Source organism: Rhizobium bangladeshense, from assembly GCF_017357245.1.
Lineage (GTDB): Bacteria > Pseudomonadota > Alphaproteobacteria > Rhizobiales > Rhizobiaceae > Rhizobium > Rhizobium bangladeshense.
The window spans coordinates 1-20,903 of record NZ_CP071614.1 but is presented as its reverse complement, the minus strand read 5'-3'; the positions used below and the strand labels follow the sequence as shown (position 1 = coordinate 20,903).

Below are 20,903 nucleotides of genomic sequence, written 5' to 3'. Positions count from 1 at the left end.
TGAAAGCGTGTGTTTGAAGATGAAACAGCGCGCAAGTTGAGTTGACAATCTCGTGAGGAGTGAGGAGAGTGCCGCCGATCAGAGCCAGCATTCCGGGGGGAACCTATGTCCGTGCGCTCGTTCTTTGCTTTCGCCACCATCACATTGTTTTCCGCGATCGCCATCGGCTTTCCAGCCGCCGCTGCGGAGACTAAGCGCGACATCCAGACGATCAAGGACGCCGATTTCTTCGGCTTCGATCTCCGCACCGAGCAGAACGTCTCGCTCGATCAGTGCAAGACCTCCTGCATCGGCGACAAGAGCTGCAAGGCCTTCACCTACAATCCCAAGGTGAAATGGTGCTTCCTGAAATCAGATTTCAAGACGATGAACGCCTTCCCCGGCGCCATCGCCGGCAAGATCGTCGAGACATCAGCCCAGGTGGAGCCTGACATCGGTGTCGCGCCGCGCCTGACATTCCTGAGTAACGACCTCGTTCAGCAGGCTCGCGATTTCAAGGACAATCTTGCCTTGACCGACGGTCAGCAGGGCCAGGGAGCCGACAGCCTGACGGCCAACGCCCGTCTCGACATGACCGCCAATAATCTGACCGACGCGCTGATCTCCTTTCACGGCGCGCTCTCGATCACGCCTGAAGATGCCGATCTCTGGCTCGAAACCGCCCGTGCCGCGATTTCCTTCGGCAGCACGGAAAGCAGCGTCACCGGCCAGGCCGTGCTCGACGCGCTGAACGGCTACGAACTGACGCGCACCAAGGCCAAACGCGCCGAGGCGCTTGCCGTCCTCGCCACCGCTCTCGAACGAAACGCCAATTACCGCCCGGCGCTCGACGCCTACAAGGCGAGCCTGGCGCTGGCTGCCTCCGACGATGTGCAGACCGCCTACGTGCAGCTCAGAGCGACGCAGGGCTTTCGCATCACCGAACACACGGTCGATGCCGACAGCGCCACGCCGAGAGCCTGTGCCACCTTCTCCGAGGCGCTCGTCAAGACCACCGACTACACGCCTTTCGTAACGCTGAACGGCGAAGCGCCGAAGGCGGTCGAAACCAAGAATAAGCAGATCTGCGTCGAGGGCCTGACGCACGGCCAGACCTACAAGATCACCTTCCGCCCCGGCTTGCCGTCATCAGTCGACGAAGCGCTCGAGGAGCCCGTCAGCATCGACGTCTATATCAAGGATCGCACGCAGATGGTGCGTTTCACCGGCGACAGCTTCGTACTGCCCTCAACGGCGCGCCGCGGCATCCCGGTCGTCTCGGTGAACCTGGCGTCCGCCAGCCTTAAACTCTACCGCATCGGCGATCGCGGTATCGCGTCCCTGCTGACGAACTCCCAGTTCCTGAGCCAGCTCGATGGCTACAGCGCTCAAAACATTCAGGATCAGAGCGGCGAGCTGGTTTGGCAGGGCTCGATCGAGATCGCCAACGAGCTCAACAAGGACATCATCACGAGCTTCCCGGTCGATGAGGCGCTGCCCGAACGCAAGCCTGGCATCTACGTGATGACCGCGACGGCACCTAATGCACCGGCGCAGGAGTGGGATTCGCAGGCGACGCAATGGTTCCTGGTCTCGGATATCGGCATCAGCACCTATGCAGGCACCGACGGGCTCAACGTCTTCACTCGTTCGCTCGCCTCGGCAAAGCCGATATCAGGCGTCGAATTGCAGCTGCTCGCCAAGAACAATGAGGTGCTCGGAACGGCGACGACAGATGAAAACGGCCGCGCCACCTTCAGCGCCGGCCTGATCCGCGGAACGGCGGCGCTGACGCCCGCCGTCATCGCCGCCAGGAACGGTACGTCCGACTACGTCTTCCTCGACATGACGCGCGCCGGCTTTGATCTTTCCGACCGCGGCGTCACCGGTCGTGCGGCGCCCGGCGCAATCGACGTGCTGACCTTCACCGAACGCGGCATCTATCGCGCAGGGGAAACTGTCCACGCCCAGGCGCTTGCCCGCGACACCGACGGCAACGCCATCGAGAACCTGCCGCTGACCCTCGTCTTCAGCCGTCCGGACGGCGTCGAAGACCGCCGGATCGTCAGCCAGACCAGCAATCTCGGCGGTTACTCCGTCGATTTCGCCACCCAGGAAAACGCCATGCGCGGCACCTGGACGATGAACATCTATACCGACCCGAAGGGCAGCGCGATCGCCAGCAAGAGTTTCCTCGTCGACGACTTCGTGCCCGATCGCACCGACATGGAGATCAAGACCGAGGCCAAGGAAATCGGTCCGGACACGCCGGCAACGATTACCATCTCCGGCAGATATCTCTACGGCGCCCCGGCCGCCGGCTTGACGCTCGAGGGCGACGTAGTCGTCAAGCCGACGCGTGAGAGCGCCGCCTATAAGGGCTTCCTCTTCGGCCTCGCCGACGAGGAGGCGAACGAGGATTCGCGCCTGCCGATCGACGGGCTGCCGGCGCTTGACGAGAACGGGCAAGCTTCGACTGACCTGACTGTCAGCGATCTGCCGGCAACGACGCAGCTGCTCAACGCCACCGTTTATATCCGCATGCAGGAAGCGGGCGGGCGCGCCATCGAACGCTCGCTTGTCCTTCCGGTGAAGAATGAGCGCGCTTCGATCGGCATCAAGCCGGAATTTTCCGACGAGCTGCCCGAGAACGCCATCGCCAACTTCACGGTGATCGGCGTCGATGCCGACGGACAGAAGCAGGAGGCCAAGGGCCTGCGCTGGAAATTCTACAGCCTCAACCGCGAATACCAATGGTATCGCGAGGGGACCGCCTGGAAGTACGAGCCGGTCTATACCGCCGAGCAGATTTCCAACGGCAGCGTCGACGCGACGATGGATGGCGGCAAGATTTCCGTGCCGGTGACCTGGGGCCGCTACCGCCTGGAAGTGGAAAGCCCGGACGCCGATGGTCCGACCTCGAGCGTCGAATTCGACGCCGGCTGGTTCGTGGCCTCGACTTCGACCGAAACGCCGGACGGCCTGGAAATCGCGCTCGACAAGGACAGCTACAAGATCGGCGAAACCGCCAAGCTGAAAGTCACCTCGCGCTACGGCGGCGAACTGATGGTGACGGCCGGAACCGAAAAGCTCGTCGCCGTGCAGAACGCCACGATGGGCGAGACCGGCGGCGAGGTCGACATCCCGGTCACGGCGGACTGGGGTGCCGGCGCCTATGTCACGGCAACGCTCTTCCGCGCCGGCGACGCGCAGGACAGCCATATGCCGATGCGCTCGATCGGCATCAAATGGCTGAAAGTCGATCCCGAACAGCGCGCGCTTGAGGTAAAGCTTGATACGCCGGAAAAGATGCTGCCGCGCGGACCGCTTGATATCGGCCTGCAGGTGACGGGCGCAGGTGCCAACGAGGATGCCTATGTGACCGTTGCCGCCGTCGATGTCGGCATACTCAATCTGACGCGCTATGAACCGCCGAATCCGGAAGACTGGTATTTCGGCCAGCGCCAGCTCGGTCTCGAGATCCGCGACCTCTATGGCCGGCTGATCGACGGCTCTCTGGGTGCGACCGGAAAACTCCGAACCGGCGGCGACGGCGGCGCGATTGCGCTGCAGGCAAGCCCGCCGACGCAGAAGCTCGTCGCCTTCTTCTCCGGCCCGATAAACCTCGACGCCGAGGGCAAGGCGAAAGTCTCCTTCGATATTCCGCAGTTCAACGGCACCGCACGCATCATGGCGGTCGCCTGGTCGAAGACCGGTGTCGGGCATGGCGTCAAGGACGTCATCATCCGCGATCCCGTGGTGGTGACCGCGAGCCTGCCGAAATTCCTCGCACCCGGCGACAAGGCCAATCTGCGCCTCGACATCGCCAATACCGATGCGCCGGCCGGCGATTACAAGCTGCAGCTGACTGGCAATGACGCGGTCGGCATCGATGAAGCGTCCGCCACGCAGACGATCCGTCTCGAGGCCGGCGCGAAGTCCGAACTGACGCTTTCGCTGATCGGCAAACAGCCGGGCGCCGGCAGCGTCTCGATCAACCTTTCCGACGCCTCCGGCCTTTCGCTCGACCAGACCGTCGATGTGCCCGTGCGCCCCTCCTCCTTGCCGATCACCCAGCGCAGGGTGCTGGCGCTGAAGCCGGGAGCCAAGCTGACGGTGGACAAGAATCTGTTGGCCGATAGCGTACTGCCCGGCGCCGCAATCAGCGTCAATGTCACGCGTTCGGCGGTCTTCGACATCCCGGCGCTGCTGATGACGCTCGACCGCTATCCCTTAGGCTGCGCCGAGCAGACCACCAGCCGGGCGCTGCCGCTGCTTTATCTCGCCGAAGTGGCGAAGCAGGCCGGCATCGAAAACGACGACGACGTGCAAAAGCGCGTGCAGGATGCAATCTATCGCGTGCTCTCCTACCAGGCCTCGGCCGGCAGTTTCGGCCTGTGGGGACCGGATTCGGGCGATGTTTGGCTCGATAGCTACGTCACCGATTTCCTCACGCGGGCCCGCGAAATGAAGTATGACGTGCCGGAAAAGGCCTTCGCGCAGGCGCTCGAAAACCTGCAGAACACCCTGTCTTACACCACCGACATCAAGGGCCAGGGCGACCAGATCGCCTATGCCATCTATGTTCTGGCGCGCAATAAGAAGGCCGCGATCAGCGACCTGCGGTACTATGCCGATACGATGATCAACGACTTCCCGACGCCGCTTGCCAAGGCGCATATTGCCGCCGCACTGGCGCTCTATGGCGACGCCCAGCGTTCGAAGAACATTTTCATCGACGCACTGCAGATGTCGCAGCAATCGATGGTGTCGCGCGTGAACCTCTCGCGCACCGATTACGGCACGATCCTGCGCGACGGTGCGGCGATCCTGGCGCTCGCCGCCGAAAGCCGCCCGGTGCCGCCTGTCATCCCCGATCTCGCCAAGGCCGTCGCCAAGGAATGGGGCCGCAGCAAATACAAGAGCACCCAGGAAGAGACCTGGATGCTGCTTGCCGCGCGCGCCATCCAGGGCGGCGATGACGGCCTGAAGGTCGATGTCAATGGCGCCGCCCATAGCGGCGCCTATATGGCACGCATGACCGGCGACGCGCTCGCCGGTCATCCTCTGACCCTGACCAACCAGACGAAGGAGGCGGTCTCGGCTGTCGTCACCACCGTTGCCGCCCCCACCGTGCCGCTGCCGGCCGGCGGTGACGGCTTCACTATTGAGCGCAGCTATTACACGCTCGGCGGCGAGGAGGCCAATGTCAGCGAGGCGAAGCAGAACGAGCGCTACGTGGTCGTCATCCACGTGCGCGAGACCAATGACTGGCCGTCGCGCATCGTCATCACCGATCTTCTGCCGGCCGGCTTCGAAATCGACAATCCAAACCTCGTCGACAGCGCCCAAATGACGAATTTCGACTGGATCGGCGAAATCTCCACCGCCCATACGGAATTCCGCTATGACCGTTTTGTTGCCGCCTTCAACCGCGCGTCGGGCGACAGTCGTGAATTCAACGTCGCCTATGTCGTGCGCGCCGTCACCCCCGGCACCTACGACCATCCGGCAGCAAGTGTCGAGGACATGTACAGGCCGGAGCTCTCGGCCCGCACGGCGACCGGTAAGATGGAGGTTGTAGCAGCGCAATAATGAGGCTGTGGCACAAGTTCGCGGTTGGGTCCGCCGCCGGCATCCTTCTCGCCGGCGCGGCTCTCTTCGCGCTCGATGCAGCCGACCGGGCTTTTCCGCCGCCGCTCGACAAGGCGGATGTGGTTTCCCCGGAGGTGCTGGATGCCGATGGCCAGCTGTTGCGCGCCTTCGCGACGCCGGAAGGCCGTTGGCGGCTCAAAACTGTGGTCACCGATGTTGATCCGCAATTCCTGCGCATGCTCGTCGCCTATGAGGACCAGCGTTTCTACGAGCACCGCGGCATCGATGTCTGGGCGCTGGGGCGTGCCAGCCTGCAGTTCGTCCGCAACGGCCGCATCGTCTCCGGCGCCTCGACGCTTTCGATGCAGGTGGCGCGTCTGATCGAGCCGCGCGCGGAACGCTCGTTTTCAGCAAAACTTCTGCAGCTTGCACGCGCCGTGCAGATCGAACGGCGGCTGTCGAAGGAAGAGATCCTCGACCTCTATCTCACACATGCGCCCTATGGCGGCAACCTCGAGGGCGTGCGCGCCGCAAGCCTTGCCTATTTCGGCAAGGAGCCGCGCCGCCTGACGGTGGCCGAGGCGGCGCTGCTGGTCGCGCTGCCGCAATTGCCGGAACGGCGTCGACCGGACCGCAATCTCAAGGCGGCGCAGGAGGCGCGCAAGCGCGTGCTCGACCGTGTCGCAGTGGCCGAAGCCGTCGGCGACGGTGAGGCGGAACGGGCCGAAGCAGTCGCCGTTCCGCCGCGGCGCATGCAGCTGCCTGCCCTTGCCGCCCATCTCGCCGAAGCCGCACGCCGCCGGGAGCCGGCCGCTCTCAAGCATCAGACGACGTTGAAGAAGCAGGTGCAGCAGGGGCTGGAGTCCGTTGCGCGCGCATCGACGGCGAAACTCGGGCCGAAGCTTTCCCTTGCCATGGTGATGGCGGATGCGCAGACCGGTGCCATCGTCGGCGAAGTCGGATCGGCCGATTATTTCGACGCCAGCCGCTCAGGCTGGATCGACATGACGCGCGTCAACCGCTCGCCGGGGTCGACGCTGAAGCCCTTCATCTACGGGCTCGCCTTCGAGCAGGGCCTCATTTCCCAGGAGACGATCATCGAAGACCGGCCCGCCGATTTCTTCGGCTACCGCCCGCGCAATTTCGACATGAGCTATCAGGGCGATGTCACCGTGCGCGAGGCCCTGCAGCTCTCCTTGAACGTGCCGGCCGTCAAGCTGCTCGACGCGGTCGGGCCGTCGCGGCTGCTGGTGCGCTTCCGCCGCGCCGAAGTACGCCCAGCCCTGCCGCCGAACGAGACACCGGGACTGGCAATCGGTCTCGGCGGCGTCGGCATCACGCTGAAGGATCTGGTGCAGCTTTATACGGCGCTCGCCAATCGCGGCCAGCCGGCACGGCTCGGCGACGGCGTCACCGGCACACCGGGCAAGCTCGACGGCGAACCGCTGCTGGAGCCGGTCGCGGTATGGAACGTCGCCGATATTCTCTCCGGCGTCATTCCCCCCGCAGGCGCACCGCAGCGCGGCATCGCCTATAAGACCGGCACGAGCTACGGCTATCGCGACGCCTGGTCGGTTGGCTATGACGGACGTTATGTGCTCGGCGTCTGGGTCGGTCGGCCTGACAACAGCGCGGTTCCGGGCTTGACCGGCTATGGCACCGCAGCACCGATGCTGTTCGAGGCTTTCGGCAAATCCGGCATCGCCACGACGCCCCTGCCCCGCCCACCGGCGGGAGCCGTGCGCATCGCCCAGTCGGAGCTGCCGATCAGCCAGCGGCGTTTTGCGCTCAATGCCAGCGGCCTGCTCGTCGCCTCCGGCCGCGAGCCCGCGCCCCAAATCGTCTATCCGCCCGAGGGAGCCCATATCGATCTCGGCGCAAAAGGGGGCGACCTGTCGCCGCTGATGCTGAAGCTGCAAGGCGGCCGCGCGCCCTTCCGCTGGCTCGCCAACGGTAAGCCTTTGCCCGATCTCTCCCGCCGGCGCACCCAGCAATGGCTGCCGGATGGCGGCGGCTATTCGAAACTGACCGTCATCGATTCAGCCGGACGCGCCGCAAGTGTGGGTGTTTTCATCGACTGAAGGAACCAAAGACCGGACACAACCGTTGGAAAAGGTCTCCCTCCAACGTCAGACGGCCTCATGACTCTTCCGACAGCGACCTACCGGATACAGTTCCGCAACGGCATGACTTTCGATCGTGCCTGCGACCTCGTTCCCTATCTCAAGACGCTCGGCATCAGCCACCTCTATGCCTCACCGATTTTCACCGCCGTCAGCGGCTCGACTCACGGTTATGACGTCACTGACGCCAATGAGATCGATCCGGCGCTTGGTGGCCGCGCGGGGTTCGACCGGCTGACGGAAAGCCTCGCCTCGGCGGGCATGGGCTTGGTTCTCGACATCGTTCCGAACCATATGGCCGCTTCACCTGACAACGCCTGGTGGCGGGACGTACTGGCTTTCGGCCGGCAGAGCGCCTATGCGCGCCATTTCGACATCGACTGGAACGAGCCGCTGACCCTGCCGCAGCTCGGCCGGGATTTCGAAGAGGCGCTGGCAGCCGGCGAACTGCGCCTCGTGCTCGACGAGACGCTCGGCACCTTCGCCATGGCTTATTTTCAAACGTCGTTGCCTGTCAAACCCAGCAGCTACGGCGCGATCGCAAACCGGCTCGACGATCCGGTCGCAACGCGAATGGCGGAGGCTGCGGCCGTGAGATCAGGCGAAGACTTCGCCCGCGCGTTGCGCGACATTCTCTTCGAAGGGGGCGATCGCGCGGCCCTCCGGCAAAAGCTCGAGGACATCTCGTCCGATCGCGAATTCCTCAGGAGCCTGCATGACGACCAGCATTGGCGACTGATCCATTGGAAGGAAGCGGCGCGGCACCTGAGTTACCGCCGCTTTTTCGAGGTGACCGGACTGGTGGGGACCCGGGTCGAGGATCCCGCGGTGTTCGCGGACCTGCACAGGCTGGTGCTTGAACTCGTGCGTGATGGCAAGGTGCAGGGCCTGCGCATCGACCATGTCGACGGGCTCGCCGAACCCAAGGCCTATCTCGACAGACTGAAGGCAGAAGTGGGGGCCGACACCTATATCGTCGTCGAAAAGATCCTCGGGGCGGGCGAGGTCCTGCCTGAGAGCTGGCCGGTTGCAGGCACCACCGGTTATGAATTCATCGCCGCCCTCGGCGAAGTTTTCATCGACCCCGGCGGCCTGCGGATATTGGACGATGCCTATCGCGGCCTCGCCGGCGAGGCGGGCGATCTCGAGGAGGGCCGGCGGCTTGCCAAGCAACAGATGGTCGAGTGCAATTTCGCCGGTGAGACCGGCAAGCTGGTCGCGATGGCAGCGGGCATCTTTCCCGAGATAAGCCGAGAAGAGATCGCCACCGCCGTGCGCGAGCTGCTGATCGCTTTCCCCGTCTACCGCACCTATGGCGACGGCGGCCCGCTTAGCTGGCAGGATTCGGCCGTCCTTGCCTCGACCGCGTCGCAGGTCATGGCGCAGCTCGACGACCGGCGCGCGCTCGATCACGTGCTGAAACTTCTCGAAGGCAAGATCGAAGGTCCGGCGGGCCATGAATTCCGCATTCGATTCCAGCAGCTGAGCGGGCCTGTCATGGCGAAGGCGACAGAGGATACGCTGTTCTACCGCTATAACAGGCTGCTTGCCGCAAACGAGGTCGGCGGCGAACCCGGAAAGGCGCCCGAGGGACCCGACGGATTCCATCGTCGCATGGCCGAGCGGGCGCGGCTGCAGCCGCATGGGCTTTCCGCAAGCTCCACTCACGACACCAAGCGCGGCGAGGATGCGCGCGCGAGGCTCTACGTCTTGAGCGAGGGTGCGGATGTATTTGCCCAGGCGGTGGAGCGTTGGCGCGAGATGAACCGGCCGTGGCTGAAGCATCTGCCGGGTGGTGCGGCGCCCGAGCCAAATACCGAATGGATGCTGTATCAGGCGCTCGCCGGCGTCTGGCCGGAGGAGTTCGACAGAGCACAGACGGAGGACCTTCGCGCACGATTTACCGATTACGCGCTGAAGTCGGTGCGCGAGGCGAAACTGCGCAGCGCCTGGACCCAACAGGACGGCGCCTACGAGGAGGCGGTCACGGCCTATGCGGCGGCGCTTGTGTCGCCGGACAATGACGCTTTTCTGGAAGATTTCGAACGGGTGCTGCAGCCCTTCATCGCGGCAGGCTACGTGAACAGCCTGTCGCAGACACTGCTCAAGCTGACGGCGCCGGGCATACCCGACATTTACCAGGGCGCGGAGGTTTTCGATTTCAGTCTTGTCGATCCCGACAATCGCCGGCCGGTCGATCATGCACAGCTGACGGCTTGGCTTGATGAAGCCGGACCGATCGCCAAGCTCCAGGCGGCGGCATTGAAGCAGCGCATTATCGCAATCGGCCTGCAGCTGCGCCAGCGGCACCCGGTTCTCTTTGCCAGGGGCGACTATTTGCCGTTGAAGACGACGGGCAGCCGCCGTGATCATGTGCTGGCCTTTGCCCGGGTGCATAACAGCGAATTCGCAATCACCGTCGCCCCGCGGCTGATGTTCGGCTGGCTTGATCCCGGCGTCCTTTTTGCCGGTCCGGAGTTCTGGGAGGACACGGCGATCGCGGTGCCCTCCCCTCTTCACGGGTTGAAGGCGGATCTCGTGACTGGAAAAACGATCGAGCCCGGAGGCAGCATTTCGGTGGCCGCGCTGCTCGGGAGCCAGCCGCTCGGCCTGATCAGCCCGATCTGAGGATCGGACGCGATCTGATGCGCCAGTTTTCGATAAAATCGATGTCGTCAAAATTAGCGCTTGACCTTCCAGTTACTGGAAGGTGGATAAGCTCTCCAACTGCCCTTCGGGCATAGGAGACAGTCATGGATACCAGGCACGAACACGACCACCATCATCATCACAGCCACAGCCACGGCGACGGTCATTGCCATTGCGGCCATGATCATGAGAAGGCCGCCGAAGCGATGATCCGTGATCCCGTCTGCGGCATGACGGTCGATCCGCAAGCCGGCAAACCTTCGGTCGAACACATGGGCCGTATCTATCATTTCTGCTCCGAGAGCTGCCGCACGAAGTTCGCGGCCCAGCCGCAGGATTATCTGACGGCGAAGGATCCGGTCTGCGGCATGGTCGTTGATCGTTCGACGGCAAAATACTTCCTGAAATTCGAGGGCGAGAAATTTTACTTCTGCTCGACCGCCTGCCGAACCAAATTCGAGGCCGACCCGTCGGCCTATCGCGACGGCGCCCGTCCGGCGCCAAAGCCTGCCCCGCAGGGTACGCTCTATACCTGCCCGATGCACCCGGAAGTCGTCAGCGACCGGCCTGGCGACTGCCCGAAATGCGGCATGGCGCTGGAGCCGATGGGCATTCCTCCGGCCGATGAAGGACCAAATCCGGAACTTGTCGATTTCGTCAGACGGCTTTGGGTTAGCGCCGTCCTCGTCTTGCCGCTGCTGGCGCTCGGCATGGGGCCGATGCTCGGCCTTCCTCTCCGTGAAGCGATCGGCGAACCATGGGCGGCCTATATCGAACTGCTGCTGGCAACGCCGGTTGTGCTGTGGGCTGCCCTGCCGTTCTTCCGCCGCGCATGGGCCTCTCTCGTCAATCGCAGCCCAAACATGTGGACGCTGATCGGCCTCGGCGTCGGCACGGCCTATGTCTACAGCGTCGTCGCCACGCTTGCGCCCGGAATTTTCCCGATGAGCTTTCGCGGCCACGGCGCCTCCGTGCCCGTCTATTTCGAAGCGGCGGCCGTCATCGTTGCCTTGGTCTTCGTCGGACAGGTGCTGGAATTGAAGGCGCGCGAGCGTACCGGCTCGGCGATCCGCGCTCTGCTCGACCTCGCGCCGAAAACGGCGCGGCGCATCGATGCCGATGGCAGTGAGAGCGACGTGCCGGTGGAGGAGATCCAGACCGGCGATCGGCTGCGCGTGCGCCCAGGCGAGCGCGTGCCGGTGGATGGTTCTGTCCTCGAAGGCCAGTCAACCGTCGACGAATCGATGATAACGGGCGAACCCCTGCCGGTCGAGAAAACGACGGGTGACGGGCTGACCGGCGGCACGATCAACAAGAACGGCTCTCTCGTCATGTCGGCCGAGAAGGTCGGCGCAGACACGGTGCTGTCGCGCATCGTCGACATGGTCGCCAAGGCGCAGCGCTCACGAGCGCCGATTCAGGGCGCGGTAGACCGGGTTTCGGCCTTCTTCGTGCCTGCTGTCGTCGCCGTAGCCATCCTGGCCTTCGTCGTCTGGGCAGCCATCGGACCGGAGCCGAGCCTGGCAAATGCGCTGCTTGCCGCCGTCGCCGTTTTGATCATCGCCTGCCCCTGTGCGCTCGGCCTTGCGACGCCGATGTCGATCATGATCGCGACCGGCCGCGGCGCTGGCGAAGGCGTGCTGATCAAGGACGCCGAAGCGCTGGAGCGCTTTTCCAAGGTCGACACGCTGATCGTCGACAAGACCGGCACGCTGACCGAAGGCAAGCCTGTGCTCACCGACATCGTCGCCGTCGGCAACGTCGAGGAGAACCGGCTGCTGTCGCTGGCGGCGAGCCTCGAGCGCGGCTCCGAGCATCCGCTTGCCGAAGCGATCGTATCGGGCGCCGAAGAGCGCGGTGCCGCCTCCGTGGAGGTGACCGGCTTCGAGGCCAAGACGGGCAAAGGTGTCCAGGGTATTGCCGGCGGTACGAGGGTGGCACTCGGCAATGCAGCAATGCTCGCCGATCTCGGCGTCGATCCGTCGGCGCTGTCGGAGAAGACCGGTGCCCTGCGCGGCGATGGCAAGACGGTGATGTTCGTGACGCTCGACGGCAAGCTTGCCGGTCTGGTCGCCGTCGCCGACCGGATCAAGCCGACGACATCAGCTGCAATCAAAGCGCTGCACGAAAGCGGACTGAAGATCATCATGGCGACCGGCGACAACGAGCGGACGGCGCGGGCCGTGGCGAAAAGCCTCGGGATCGATGAGGTTCGCGCGGATGTGCTGCCGGAAGGCAAGAAGGCGCTGATCGAGGAACTACGCGCCAAAGGCGCGGTCATCGCCATGGCGGGGGACGGCATCAACGACGCCCCGGCACTTGCTACCGCCGATGTCGGCATCGCCATGGGCACCGGCGCCGATGTTGCGATGGAAAGCGCAGGCATTACATTGGTCAAAGGCGATCTCAACGGGATCGTCAGGGCGCGGCGGCTGGCTGAGGCTACGATGCGTAATATCCGCCAGAATCTCGGCTTCGCCTTTGGTTATAACGCGCTCGGCGTTCCGGTCGCCGCCGGGGTCCTCTATCCCGTTTTCGGCTTGCTGCTCTCACCGATGATCGCCGCGGCGGCGATGAGCCTCTCATCGGTATCGGTGATCGCCAATGCGCTGAGACTGCGCTTTGCAAAATTATAGGAGACGGCAATGAATATCGGCGAAGCATCTGAGCGCTCCGGCCTGCCTTCGAAGACCATCCGCTACTACGAGGATATCGGCCTGATCCGCCCCGAAAGGGGCGGAAACGGCTATCGCGACTATGCTGCGGCCGATGTTCACAAGCTGCGCTTCCTGCAGCGTTCGCGCGGCCTCGGCTTTTCCGTCGAGGAATGCCGGCAATTGCTGGCGCTTTACGAGGACAAAGCCCGGGCGAGCGCTGACGTCAGGGACATTGCTGAGACGAAACTCGGGGAGATCGACCGCAAGATTCGCGAGCTGACGGAACTTCGGCGCACCCTCGAGCATCTCGTGCATGCCTGCCACGGCAACGATCGCCCGGACTGTCCAATTCTCGAAGAGCTTTCGGACTATCGCTGACCATTTTAGAAAAGCCGGAAAGGCTAGCTGACCGTCTGGAATGGAGCCAGCTCGGCGGGCTCGTCCTCGTCGCCGTCATCAAGCACGCCTTCATCGAGGCGATGCTTGATCGCAAGCGCATAAATCACGTCGAGAATATTGCGATCCTTGAGATGAGGATCAGTCAGAGCGACAAGCGAAGCCCTGACAATCTTCTTACTGGTGGCCTTCGGGCATCGGGCCTTGACGAACTCAAAAAGTGACTCACCCGTCAGCCCTTCCATGGCGCCGTCTACGAGTGCTTCGTAGACCCGCTTCTTTTCCTTCATCTTTTATATTCCCCTCCAAATCAGCGGCGCGATGATCTGTCATGCAATTGTCATAAACAATCGCCGATTTAAGGCGCACCTGCGGTTGGCGATGGTATTTCCCCGGTTCTTCGGCGGCGATGTCCGGCCGGCATGTTTTTTTTCTGCCACGGGGAATAAAATCCGGCGCGCTTGCGTATACTCAATCATGGAACGCAAAGAACGGCCCTTCGATGTCATCGGACAGCTTGCAGCGCTGAGGCGCTACGCTCGCGCGCTGGTGCGCAACGCGGATGAGGCGGAGGATCTGGTGCATGATGCTTTGGTGCGCGCCTTCGAGAAAAGAAAGAGCTTCCGAAGCGGTGGCAATCTGCGCACCTGGCTGCTTTCCATCCTGCACAATGCCTATATTGATCGTCTTCGTCAGAACCGGTCGCTGACGCGTCGCCACGACGAAGCGGCTGTCGAAGCCGAGCAGTCGCTGCCGGCCGGGCAAGAACATGCCGTGCGCCTGCAGCAGGTGCGCGATGCCTTCTTCGACCTGCCCGAGGAACAGCGCGAAGCCCTGCATCTCGTTGCCATCGAAGACCTTTCCTATCAGGAAGCCGCCAGTGCGCTCGGCATTCCGATCGGCACGCTGATGTCGCGCATCTCCCGCGCCCGCGCGCAGCTGCGCGAGTTCGAGCAAAAGACGCCGCGCGTTTCGCATCTGAGATTAATCGAAGGGAGCGGCAATGAAAGCAATTGACCCAATCATCGATGCCGATCTCGACGCCTATGTGGATGGCGAGCTCGATGTCGCCCGTCGTATCCAGGTAGAATCCTATCTCTCGGAGAATCCGGCGATCGCCGCCAAGGTCATGGCCGATCTCAGCATGAAGGGTGAGCTGCGTCTGGCACTTGCCGGCGAAAACGTCTTCGGCCGTCCCGAGACCCGCGATGCCGCCCGCCGGCTGGAGCGTGGCCTTTCCTATGGCCACATCCTCCATTCCATGCAGCGTATCGCCGCCGTCGGCATTCTGGTCACCGCCGGCTGGGTGGCGCATAATTCATTCGGCGCCTTTTCAGCGACCGAGGTGGCGGCTTCCGTTCCGGCGCCCGCTTATGTCGAGGATGCCGTCCGCGCCTATCAGACCGCGGCCCTTCGCGCCTCGATGCCCTCGCAGACGCCGACAAGCTATAGCGCCGAAGAAATACGCGCCGCCACCGCGATCGTCATGCCGGAATTGCCGAAAGACTGGAAGATCACCGATGTGCAGATATTCCCGTCCGAATTCGGCCCGAGTGTAGAGATGGCAATCAAGGTGGCTGATGGAAAGCGGCTCTCGCTTTTCGCCGTCCGTCCGGGGGCCTTCGAGGTCCAGCCGGTCAGCCATCTCGCACTCGAAAAAGCTGAAGCCGCCTATTGGCAGATCGGCGACGTCGCCTATGCGCTGATTGCCGATGATAGCGGCCTCAATCTCGATCAGGCGGCCGAACGGCTCGCCCGCTCGCTCTATTAGTTCAAACCGAGGAGATCAGCATGAACCCGATCAATCCCCGCTACGGAGCCGTCGCCGGCTCTCAGGCCCTCTTCGACGAAGGCCTGCGCCAGCATATGCTGCGCGTCTACAACTATATGGCTCTCGGCCTCGTGATAACAGGCCTTGTCGCCTTCGTCGTCGGCTCGACGCCAGCCCTCTATGTCCCGATCTTCGGCTCGCCGCTGAAGTGGGTCGTGATGCTCGCACCGCTCGCCTTCGTCTTCTTCTTCTCGTTCAAAATCCAGACGATGTCGGCCAGCACCGCCCAGATCACCTTCTGGGCCTTCTGCGCCGTGATGGGTCTGTCGCTCGCCTCCGTCTTCCTGGTCTTTACCGGGACGAGTATCGCGCGGACATTTTTCATCACCGCCACGATGTTCGGCGCCACCAGCCTTTACGGCTATGTGACGAAGCGTGACCTCTCGCGCATTGGCTCGTTCCTGATCATGGGCCTGTTCGGCGTCATCATCGCCAGCATTGTCAACATCTTCCTGGGTTCGAGCGCGCTGCAGTTTGCGATCTCGGTGATCGGTATCGTCGTCTTCGTCGGTCTGACTGCCTACGACACGCAGAACATCAAGGAACAATATTCGGAAAACCACGATCAGGAATCGAACCAGAAGCTCGCCGTCTTCGGTGCGCTCTCGCTCTACCTGAACTTCGTCAACATCTTCCAGCTTCTGCTCAACTTCACCGGCGAGCGGGAATAGGACCGCGCTTCTGGGGGCAATGGAAGCGCAAGAGCGTCCGGTCTGCAGTCTGTGACAGGATGGCAGACCGGGCGCTCACTCTAAAAGGAAACGGCCGGGGCAACGCCCGGCCGTTTCTTTTTCGAACTCAGATGATGCCCCAGGCCCGATAGCGGCCACGGCCGGTGATTTCACGAATACCGATCTCGTTGACAAGGTTCAGCGCTCCGCGCGGCGTGATGCGCAGATGCCGCGCGATCATCGCTGCCGACACCATCGGCCGCGACAGAATGAAATCGGCAAGCTCCGGCAGGCTGCTGTTCGAGCGACGGCCGCGAAAGCGCAGTTCCATCTGCGTGCGGGCAAGCGACAACCGGTCGATTTCCTTGAGGCCGGCAGCAGCAGCCAGCTGCATCGCATCGAGAAAAGCTTGCAGCCGAATCGCCCGGTCGCGGGCCCTACGCCGCTCGTGGCGCACCAATTTCAGCCCGCCATAAAAGGAGAAGAGATGCGAAGTGACCTTTCCGCGGGCGCGCAGGTAGCTTTCTACCAGAAGACCACCGAGCCAATGCTGACGCCGTAACGGCTCGATCCTGTCCCAGGCTTCGAAAAGGATGACGGCGCCTAGAACCGGCGGAAGGCTGTCAGCCAGTGGCAGCACGCCCCGCCATTCTGCAAGCCGCTGTTCCTCATCCCATTCCTCATCGCCAAGCAGGCCGAAGGGATCATCGTTGCGCTTGGCCGGAGATATTGCGGCCGTCTCGCCGAGCGCCGCTTTGCCCGTATGGATGTCGATGAGCTTCTGTGAGCGGGCAAGAATCGCATCAATCTCGGCCATTTCGGCAGCAAGCGGCCCCTCTTCATTCTCGCCTTCGTCGCCCGCCTCAACCGTAACTGCCGGGCTCTTGGCCTCCTGAGTGATGCCCTCCCCTTCCCCCGTTGTCGCGGTCAGCGTTGCCAGCCCCGGGGCGCCGAGTGCCCAGGACGGTTCGCCGGTCCAGATGCGTCGACGCGTCCGCAGCACTGAATGAGCGATCGTCAGTTCGTGGCTGGGAGCGCGGCTATCCATATGCGCGTCGTGCAGAACGAGATCCTCGACATGAACGAGCTCACCGGCGACCCATAACGCGCCCGCCGCATCGAAGAAGTGGCTGCGTTCGGCAAATCCCCCGCCAACCGGCGAGCGCAGCACCCGCTCGTCCAACCGCGCCACCACATCCTCGGCCGCAGCAAGCAGTGGAAGCAGGGCTTGAAGCATCACAGCGTCGACGTCGTAGCGCATTGTTAACCTTTACGGTTTTTAACAAACGGAAGCAAATGAGGCGTTTCGTTCCGCCATTTATGACATGGTTAACGGTGTCTTTCAACCAAAGTGCGGGAGGGAAGCGGAGAAGATGGCTGATTGCCGGTCCACACTCCCTCCAGACGCTGCGACTGGCGCGAAGCTTTTGGGCGGTTCATCCCGTTTTTCTCGCCATGGGCCCGTTGGCCCGCATCAACGCCATCAGCATCGGACCCAGCGAGAACTCGCCGCGCTCCGCCCGCCGCGTCAGATCACGCAGATAGCCGCCTGCCGAATTGATATGGCCGCCGCGTTCCAGAATGCAGGCAATCACGGTGGCAGCATTTTCCGGTCCCATAACATCGCAGGCCTGCTGATAGGCACTGGGGCTGACGCCAAGGGTGGAACGGACGACGACGGCGGCGGTCATCAAATCCCGCCAGCTGCCGATCCCGCCGCCCGGCCCATAGGCAACAATCTCGGGGCAGGCCTGCAGTACCATGGCAAGGGGGAAGGATTTCGGCGGCTCCCGCCATGGCCGCGGCTCTTCCTCCGGCTTGGCGCCCTGCTTCGGTTCGAAGCCTGGTTCAAGTTCAAAAGTGGGGTGTGGGTTTGAATTATGTATGTGCCGACCGTTTTGGCTGTCATTGGCGCCTGTTTTTTTTGCTTTCGTCTTCGATTCCAGCGTCTTGACGATCAGCTCGCGGAAAGCTTCGAGGTCGGTCAGCAGGCTCCTGATCTCCGCGGCCGACGGACGGCGCGGCAGGCTCGCCGAGAGGCGATTGAAATGCTGCTGCATCTCGATCCATTCGCCGGCAATTTCCTCTTCCAGCGCGATTTCGATGAGTTTGGCGATATCACGCCGGCAAAGGCTGAGCCGCTCCCGCAGGCGCTTCCATTCCAGTTTGTCGGCAAGCACCTGTGCCGCCTGGGCTTCGATCTCGCGAGCACGCACGAGGAGTGGCGCCAGGCTGAAGCCAAATGCCTCCCCAAGCCCTCCCTCGCCGTTGCGGCGGGCAAAACGCTTTCCGTTCGGGCTGTCCCGCCGGATGATCAGACCGGCCTCTACCAGCATTGCCAGGTTTCGCCGCAGCGTGGTGCCGGCCATGCCATGTGTGCGCAGCGACAGCTGCTCGTTCGAAGGGAAGACGACGAAACCGTTAGCCTCGGCAATCTCGTTCTTCGGATAGAAGGTCAACAGCGCGTTGAGAACGGCAAGCGCACGATCGGACACGCCGATCATGTTCTTTGCTTCGCAGAGTGCGCGAAAAATCTTCCACTTGTCGACCGATGCGTCCGGATCGATCCTGCTTGCGCTCTCCTGGCTTGCCAGCATGCCACGCGTCATCGATCGCCGCCCAAAGGGCGTCGATACATATTGAGGCTCCATGTCCCTCACCTTTTTCAAGGCAAAAGAAATCTTACCACCCAAAAGGATGCCGAAGATGCTTGACACTGATTCGAGGAAGTGCGATTCTCAAATTGTCCAGATATGAGAAAGGCTTCCGCGACGGCAACGTTCGGAGGCTTTTTTCTTTTGCGGCCTACTCTCCTGCTTGCAACTTGCCGGCCCGATAGGCTTCGTAAAGCTCATCGAGACGGCGTGAAATGTAAGCGCCGAAATCTGGCGCATCGCCGGTCTTCAACGCGATCGTGAAAGAATTGCCGGCGCTTCTGATTCGGCCGGCAATCTTGCCGCCGCTCTTCGGCTTCCAGTCATATTCCGTGGGCTCCGGCTTCGCCTCTTTTCTGGCGAGTTCGGCTACTAAGAGCTCAAACCGGCGATCGCTCTCCTCCGCCCTGAACCCCTCCGAGGCGACAAGCTTCGCGAGCCGCGCCGCCGTCGTGCCATTCCAGTCCTGGGCAAGCGCCATCCATTTGCGCCGACCGATACCGGGCGCGGCCCCAACGGACCTGATGATTTCGGCCGGAATGACCTTGGCCACGGACAACAGCTTCGATAGCTCCGTCTTATCAGTGGACAGCGCCTTCATGATGACGGGACGCTCAAACCCTTTGAGCTCGAGATTAAGAGCGAAGACTGCGCGTTCGATATAGGAAAGGTTCCGACGCGCCGAATTTTCGATGCCCTGCGCAATGACGACGTCGGTGTCATCGAGCTGACGGACGATCGCCTGCACCTTGCGCCCGAGCAGCTTGACGGCCTGCAGCCGGCGATGGCCGTAGGCGATCTGGTAACGCTCCCCCTCTTCGGGATGGCGACGAACGAGGATCGGCACTTCCTGACCATTCTCGGCAATCGACTGAACCAGCTCGTCCTCGATATCGAGCGGCTGGTCTGCAAGGCGGTCGCGGACGAAGGAAGAATCGATCAGATCGGGATCGAGTTCGACGATGCGCTCGCCGGAGAGCAAAGCCTCCTGCATCGCCCTGCTCTCTTCCTCCATGCGGCCGAGGGTCAGCGCCATTGTCCGAACCGGCCCGGCCGATCCGCGCGAAGACGGCTCCTCGTAGTTGGCCGCGGCCAACTCCTGCGCCGTATCGTCGAAAAGACCTTTCAGGCGATCACGTCTGCTCATGTGCGGCCCCAGGCTCTGTGAATGCCAGCAAGAACCTCGCCATTCGCGGCGTTGACCGATTCCAGCGCCCGGTCATAAGTCGAGCGGCGCACCTGCCCTTTCTCGATTTCGTAAAGCGTCTGCTTTGTCAGGCCGGCGTCGGCGATTGCGGTCGATTTGAGAATGGTTGCCGTCAGCACGTCCTCGCCAAACAGGCTGCGCAGCAGCGCAACGATCTGTGACTGCGGCGCATCGAAGGGTTCGTGACGGGTGACGACATATTTGATGAAGTCGTGCTGCAGGTCGCCGCCGGCCTTGCGAACCACAGAAAGAAGATCCGAGGTCATCAACAGGAACTGCGACATCGACGCGACATCGACCATCTGCGGGTGGATGGTGATGAGCAACGACGTGGCGGCGCAAACGGCACCGAGGGTGAGGTAGCCGAGCTGCGGCGGGCAGTCGATCACCACCACATCGTAATCGGCTTCCACCTCGGCAATAGCGACGCCGACACGCCGGAAAAACAGTTCGGCTGGCTTCTGGCGGTCATTGAGCGCCCGGGGCGTCTCATGCTCGAACTCCATTAGTTCGAGGTTGCCGGGCACTAGATCGAGTCCGTCGAAATAGGTCTTGCGGACGATTTCCTTCAACGGCTTGCGGTTCGCATCATAACGAATGGCGCCATAAAGCGTGTCGCCCTCGGAAAGATCGAATTCTGGCTGAACGCCCAGCATGGAGGAGAGCGAAGCCTGCGGGTCGAGATCGATCGCCAGCACCCGGTAACCCTCCAGCGCCAGATATTGCGCCAGATAAAGCGTCGTCGTCGTCTTGGCCGAACCGCCCTTGAAATTGGTGACGGCGACGGTCTGTAGCTTTTCGCCGGGGCGGCGCCACGGGAGATAGCTGAGCGCATCCTTCGGCTTGAGATTCGCCATATAATGGCGCAATTCATTGATCTGGCCGAGCGTGTAGGAGCGCCGGCCATTCGAGGAAAGTTCCGGCTGCGGGCCCTTGCCATCTAACGAAAGCTGCCGAAGATAACCGTCGGAAACGCCGATCATCTGAGCAGCCTCGCCGGAAGAGAATGTGCGCAGCGTCTTCTGCGAAAGCGGCGGAAACAGCTTGTCGCGGAGGAGCTTCAGTTGCCGCGAAAGCTGGTTCGCATGCCGCTCGATCCGCACGTCTGTCGTCGATACGCTAATGTTGTCCAAAACACCCA

13 protein-coding genes are annotated in these 20,903 nt (G+C 62.6%); 8 read left to right on the top strand and 5 right to left on the bottom strand.

Going from position 1 to position 20,903, the window contains the following annotated elements; all coding sequences use genetic code 11:
* Positions 1–105: 105 nt before the first annotated feature.
* The 5 genes from J2J98_RS24000 (at position 106) to cueR (ending at position 13,381) form a co-directional block, all read left to right on the top strand.
* Positions 106–5,574, top strand: a complete 5,469-nt coding sequence (locus tag J2J98_RS24000) for an alpha-2-macroglobulin family protein (RefSeq protein WP_207603663.1) — start codon at positions 106–108, stop codon at positions 5,572–5,574.
* Positions 5,574–7,655, top strand: a complete 2,082-nt coding sequence (gene pbpC / locus J2J98_RS23995) for a penicillin-binding protein 1C (protein ID WP_207603662.1) — start codon at positions 5,574–5,576, stop codon at positions 7,653–7,655. Before J2J98_RS24000 ends, pbpC begins: the two co-directional genes overlap by 1 nt.
* Before the next feature lie 60 nt (positions 7,656–7,715).
* Positions 7,716–10,325 carry a malto-oligosyltrehalose synthase gene (gene treY / locus J2J98_RS23990; RefSeq protein ID WP_207603661.1) on the top strand — a complete coding sequence of 870 codons (2,610 nt, stop codon included), beginning with the start codon at positions 7,716–7,718 and terminating at the stop codon, positions 10,323–10,325.
* 125 nt (positions 10,326–10,450) lie between these two features.
* The gene (locus J2J98_RS23985) at positions 10,451–12,982 is read left to right on the top strand and encodes a heavy metal translocating P-type ATPase (protein ID WP_207603660.1); all 2,532 of its coding nucleotides are present in this window, start codon (positions 10,451–10,453) and stop codon (positions 12,980–12,982) included.
* Positions 12,983–12,991: 9 nt separating this feature from the next.
* A complete protein-coding gene (gene cueR, locus J2J98_RS23980; RefSeq protein WP_064707370.1) occupies positions 12,992–13,381 on the top strand; it encodes a Cu(I)-responsive transcriptional regulator in 390 nt (129 codons plus the stop codon).
* 23 nt (positions 13,382–13,404) lie between these two features.
* On the opposite strand, the gene J2J98_RS23975 is transcribed toward cueR, so the two are convergent.
* Positions 13,405–13,689 (bottom strand): hypothetical protein, encoded by a 285-nt coding sequence (locus J2J98_RS23975; RefSeq protein WP_207603659.1) that lies wholly within the window; start codon positions 13,687–13,689, stop codon positions 13,405–13,407.
* Between the two features lie 187 nt (positions 13,690–13,876).
* Here J2J98_RS23975 and J2J98_RS23970 point away from each other — a divergent pair, with 187 nt between their 5' ends.
* Genes J2J98_RS23970 through J2J98_RS23960 form a run of 3 tightly spaced genes read left to right on the top strand, consistent with a single transcriptional unit; the run spans position 13,877 to position 15,901 of the window.
* Positions 13,877–14,416 (top strand): sigma-70 family RNA polymerase sigma factor, encoded by a 540-nt coding sequence (locus tag J2J98_RS23970; RefSeq protein WP_064707372.1) that lies wholly within the window; start codon positions 13,877–13,879, stop codon positions 14,414–14,416.
* Entirely contained in the window at positions 14,403–15,170 is a 768-nt protein-coding gene (locus J2J98_RS23965) for an anti-sigma factor family protein (RefSeq protein ID WP_207603658.1), read from the top strand. Before J2J98_RS23970 ends, J2J98_RS23965 begins: the two co-directional genes overlap by 14 nt.
* A gap of 20 nt (positions 15,171–15,190) precedes the next feature.
* A complete protein-coding gene (locus tag J2J98_RS23960) occupies positions 15,191–15,901 on the top strand; it encodes a Bax inhibitor-1/YccA family protein (RefSeq protein ID WP_207603657.1) in 711 nt (236 codons plus the stop codon).
* 127 nt (positions 15,902–16,028) lie between these two features.
* On the opposite strand, the gene J2J98_RS23955 is transcribed toward J2J98_RS23960, so the two are convergent.
* The 4 genes from J2J98_RS23955 to repA form a co-directional block, all read right to left on the bottom strand.
* Entirely contained in the window at positions 16,029–17,162 is a 1,134-nt protein-coding gene (locus tag J2J98_RS23955; protein WP_207603656.1) for an RHE_PE00001 family protein, read from the bottom strand.
* Positions 17,163–17,337: 175 nt separating this feature from the next.
* A complete protein-coding gene (repC, locus tag J2J98_RS23950) occupies positions 17,338–18,552 on the bottom strand; it encodes a plasmid replication protein RepC (RefSeq protein WP_207603655.1) in 1,215 nt (404 codons plus the stop codon).
* A 154-nt stretch (positions 18,553–18,706) separates the two neighbouring features.
* Positions 18,707–19,702, bottom strand: a complete 996-nt coding sequence (gene repB / locus J2J98_RS23945) for a plasmid partitioning protein RepB (protein WP_064713283.1) — start codon at positions 19,700–19,702, stop codon at positions 18,707–18,709.
* Positions 19,699–20,895: a plasmid partitioning protein RepA gene (repA, locus tag J2J98_RS23940; RefSeq protein ID WP_207603654.1), complete on the bottom strand. Its 1,197-nt coding sequence runs from the start codon at positions 20,893–20,895 to the stop codon at positions 19,699–19,701. The genes repB and repA overlap by 4 nt, the downstream gene beginning before the upstream one ends.
* Between the last annotated feature and the right edge of the window lie 8 nt (positions 20,896–20,903).

Coding starts and splice junctions, on each gene's coding strand:
- J2J98_RS24000 (WP_207603663.1), top strand. CDS start 106: ATGTCCGTGCGCTCGTTCTTTGCTTTCGCCACCATCACATTGTTTTCC.
- pbpC (WP_207603662.1), top strand. CDS start 5,574: ATGAGGCTGTGGCACAAGTTCGCGGTTGGGTCCGCCGCCGGCATCCTT.
- treY (WP_207603661.1), top strand. CDS start 7,716: ATGACTCTTCCGACAGCGACCTACCGGATACAGTTCCGCAACGGCATG.
- J2J98_RS23985 (WP_207603660.1), top strand. CDS start 10,451: ATGGATACCAGGCACGAACACGACCACCATCATCATCACAGCCACAGC.
- cueR (WP_064707370.1), top strand. CDS start 12,992: ATGAATATCGGCGAAGCATCTGAGCGCTCCGGCCTGCCTTCGAAGACC.
- J2J98_RS23975 (WP_207603659.1), bottom strand. CDS start 13,689: ATGAAGGAAAAGAAGCGGGTCTACGAAGCACTCGTAGACGGCGCCATG.
- J2J98_RS23970 (WP_064707372.1), top strand. CDS start 13,877: ATGGAACGCAAAGAACGGCCCTTCGATGTCATCGGACAGCTTGCAGCG.
- J2J98_RS23965 (WP_207603658.1), top strand. CDS start 14,403: ATGAAAGCAATTGACCCAATCATCGATGCCGATCTCGACGCCTATGTG.
- J2J98_RS23960 (WP_207603657.1), top strand. CDS start 15,191: ATGAACCCGATCAATCCCCGCTACGGAGCCGTCGCCGGCTCTCAGGCC.
- J2J98_RS23955 (WP_207603656.1), bottom strand. CDS start 17,162: ATGCGCTACGACGTCGACGCTGTGATGCTTCAAGCCCTGCTTCCACTG.
- repC (WP_207603655.1), bottom strand. CDS start 18,552: ATGGAGCCTCAATATGTATCGACGCCCTTTGGGCGGCGATCGATGACG.
- repB (WP_064713283.1), bottom strand. CDS start 19,702: ATGAGCAGACGTGATCGCCTGAAAGGTCTTTTCGACGATACGGCGCAG.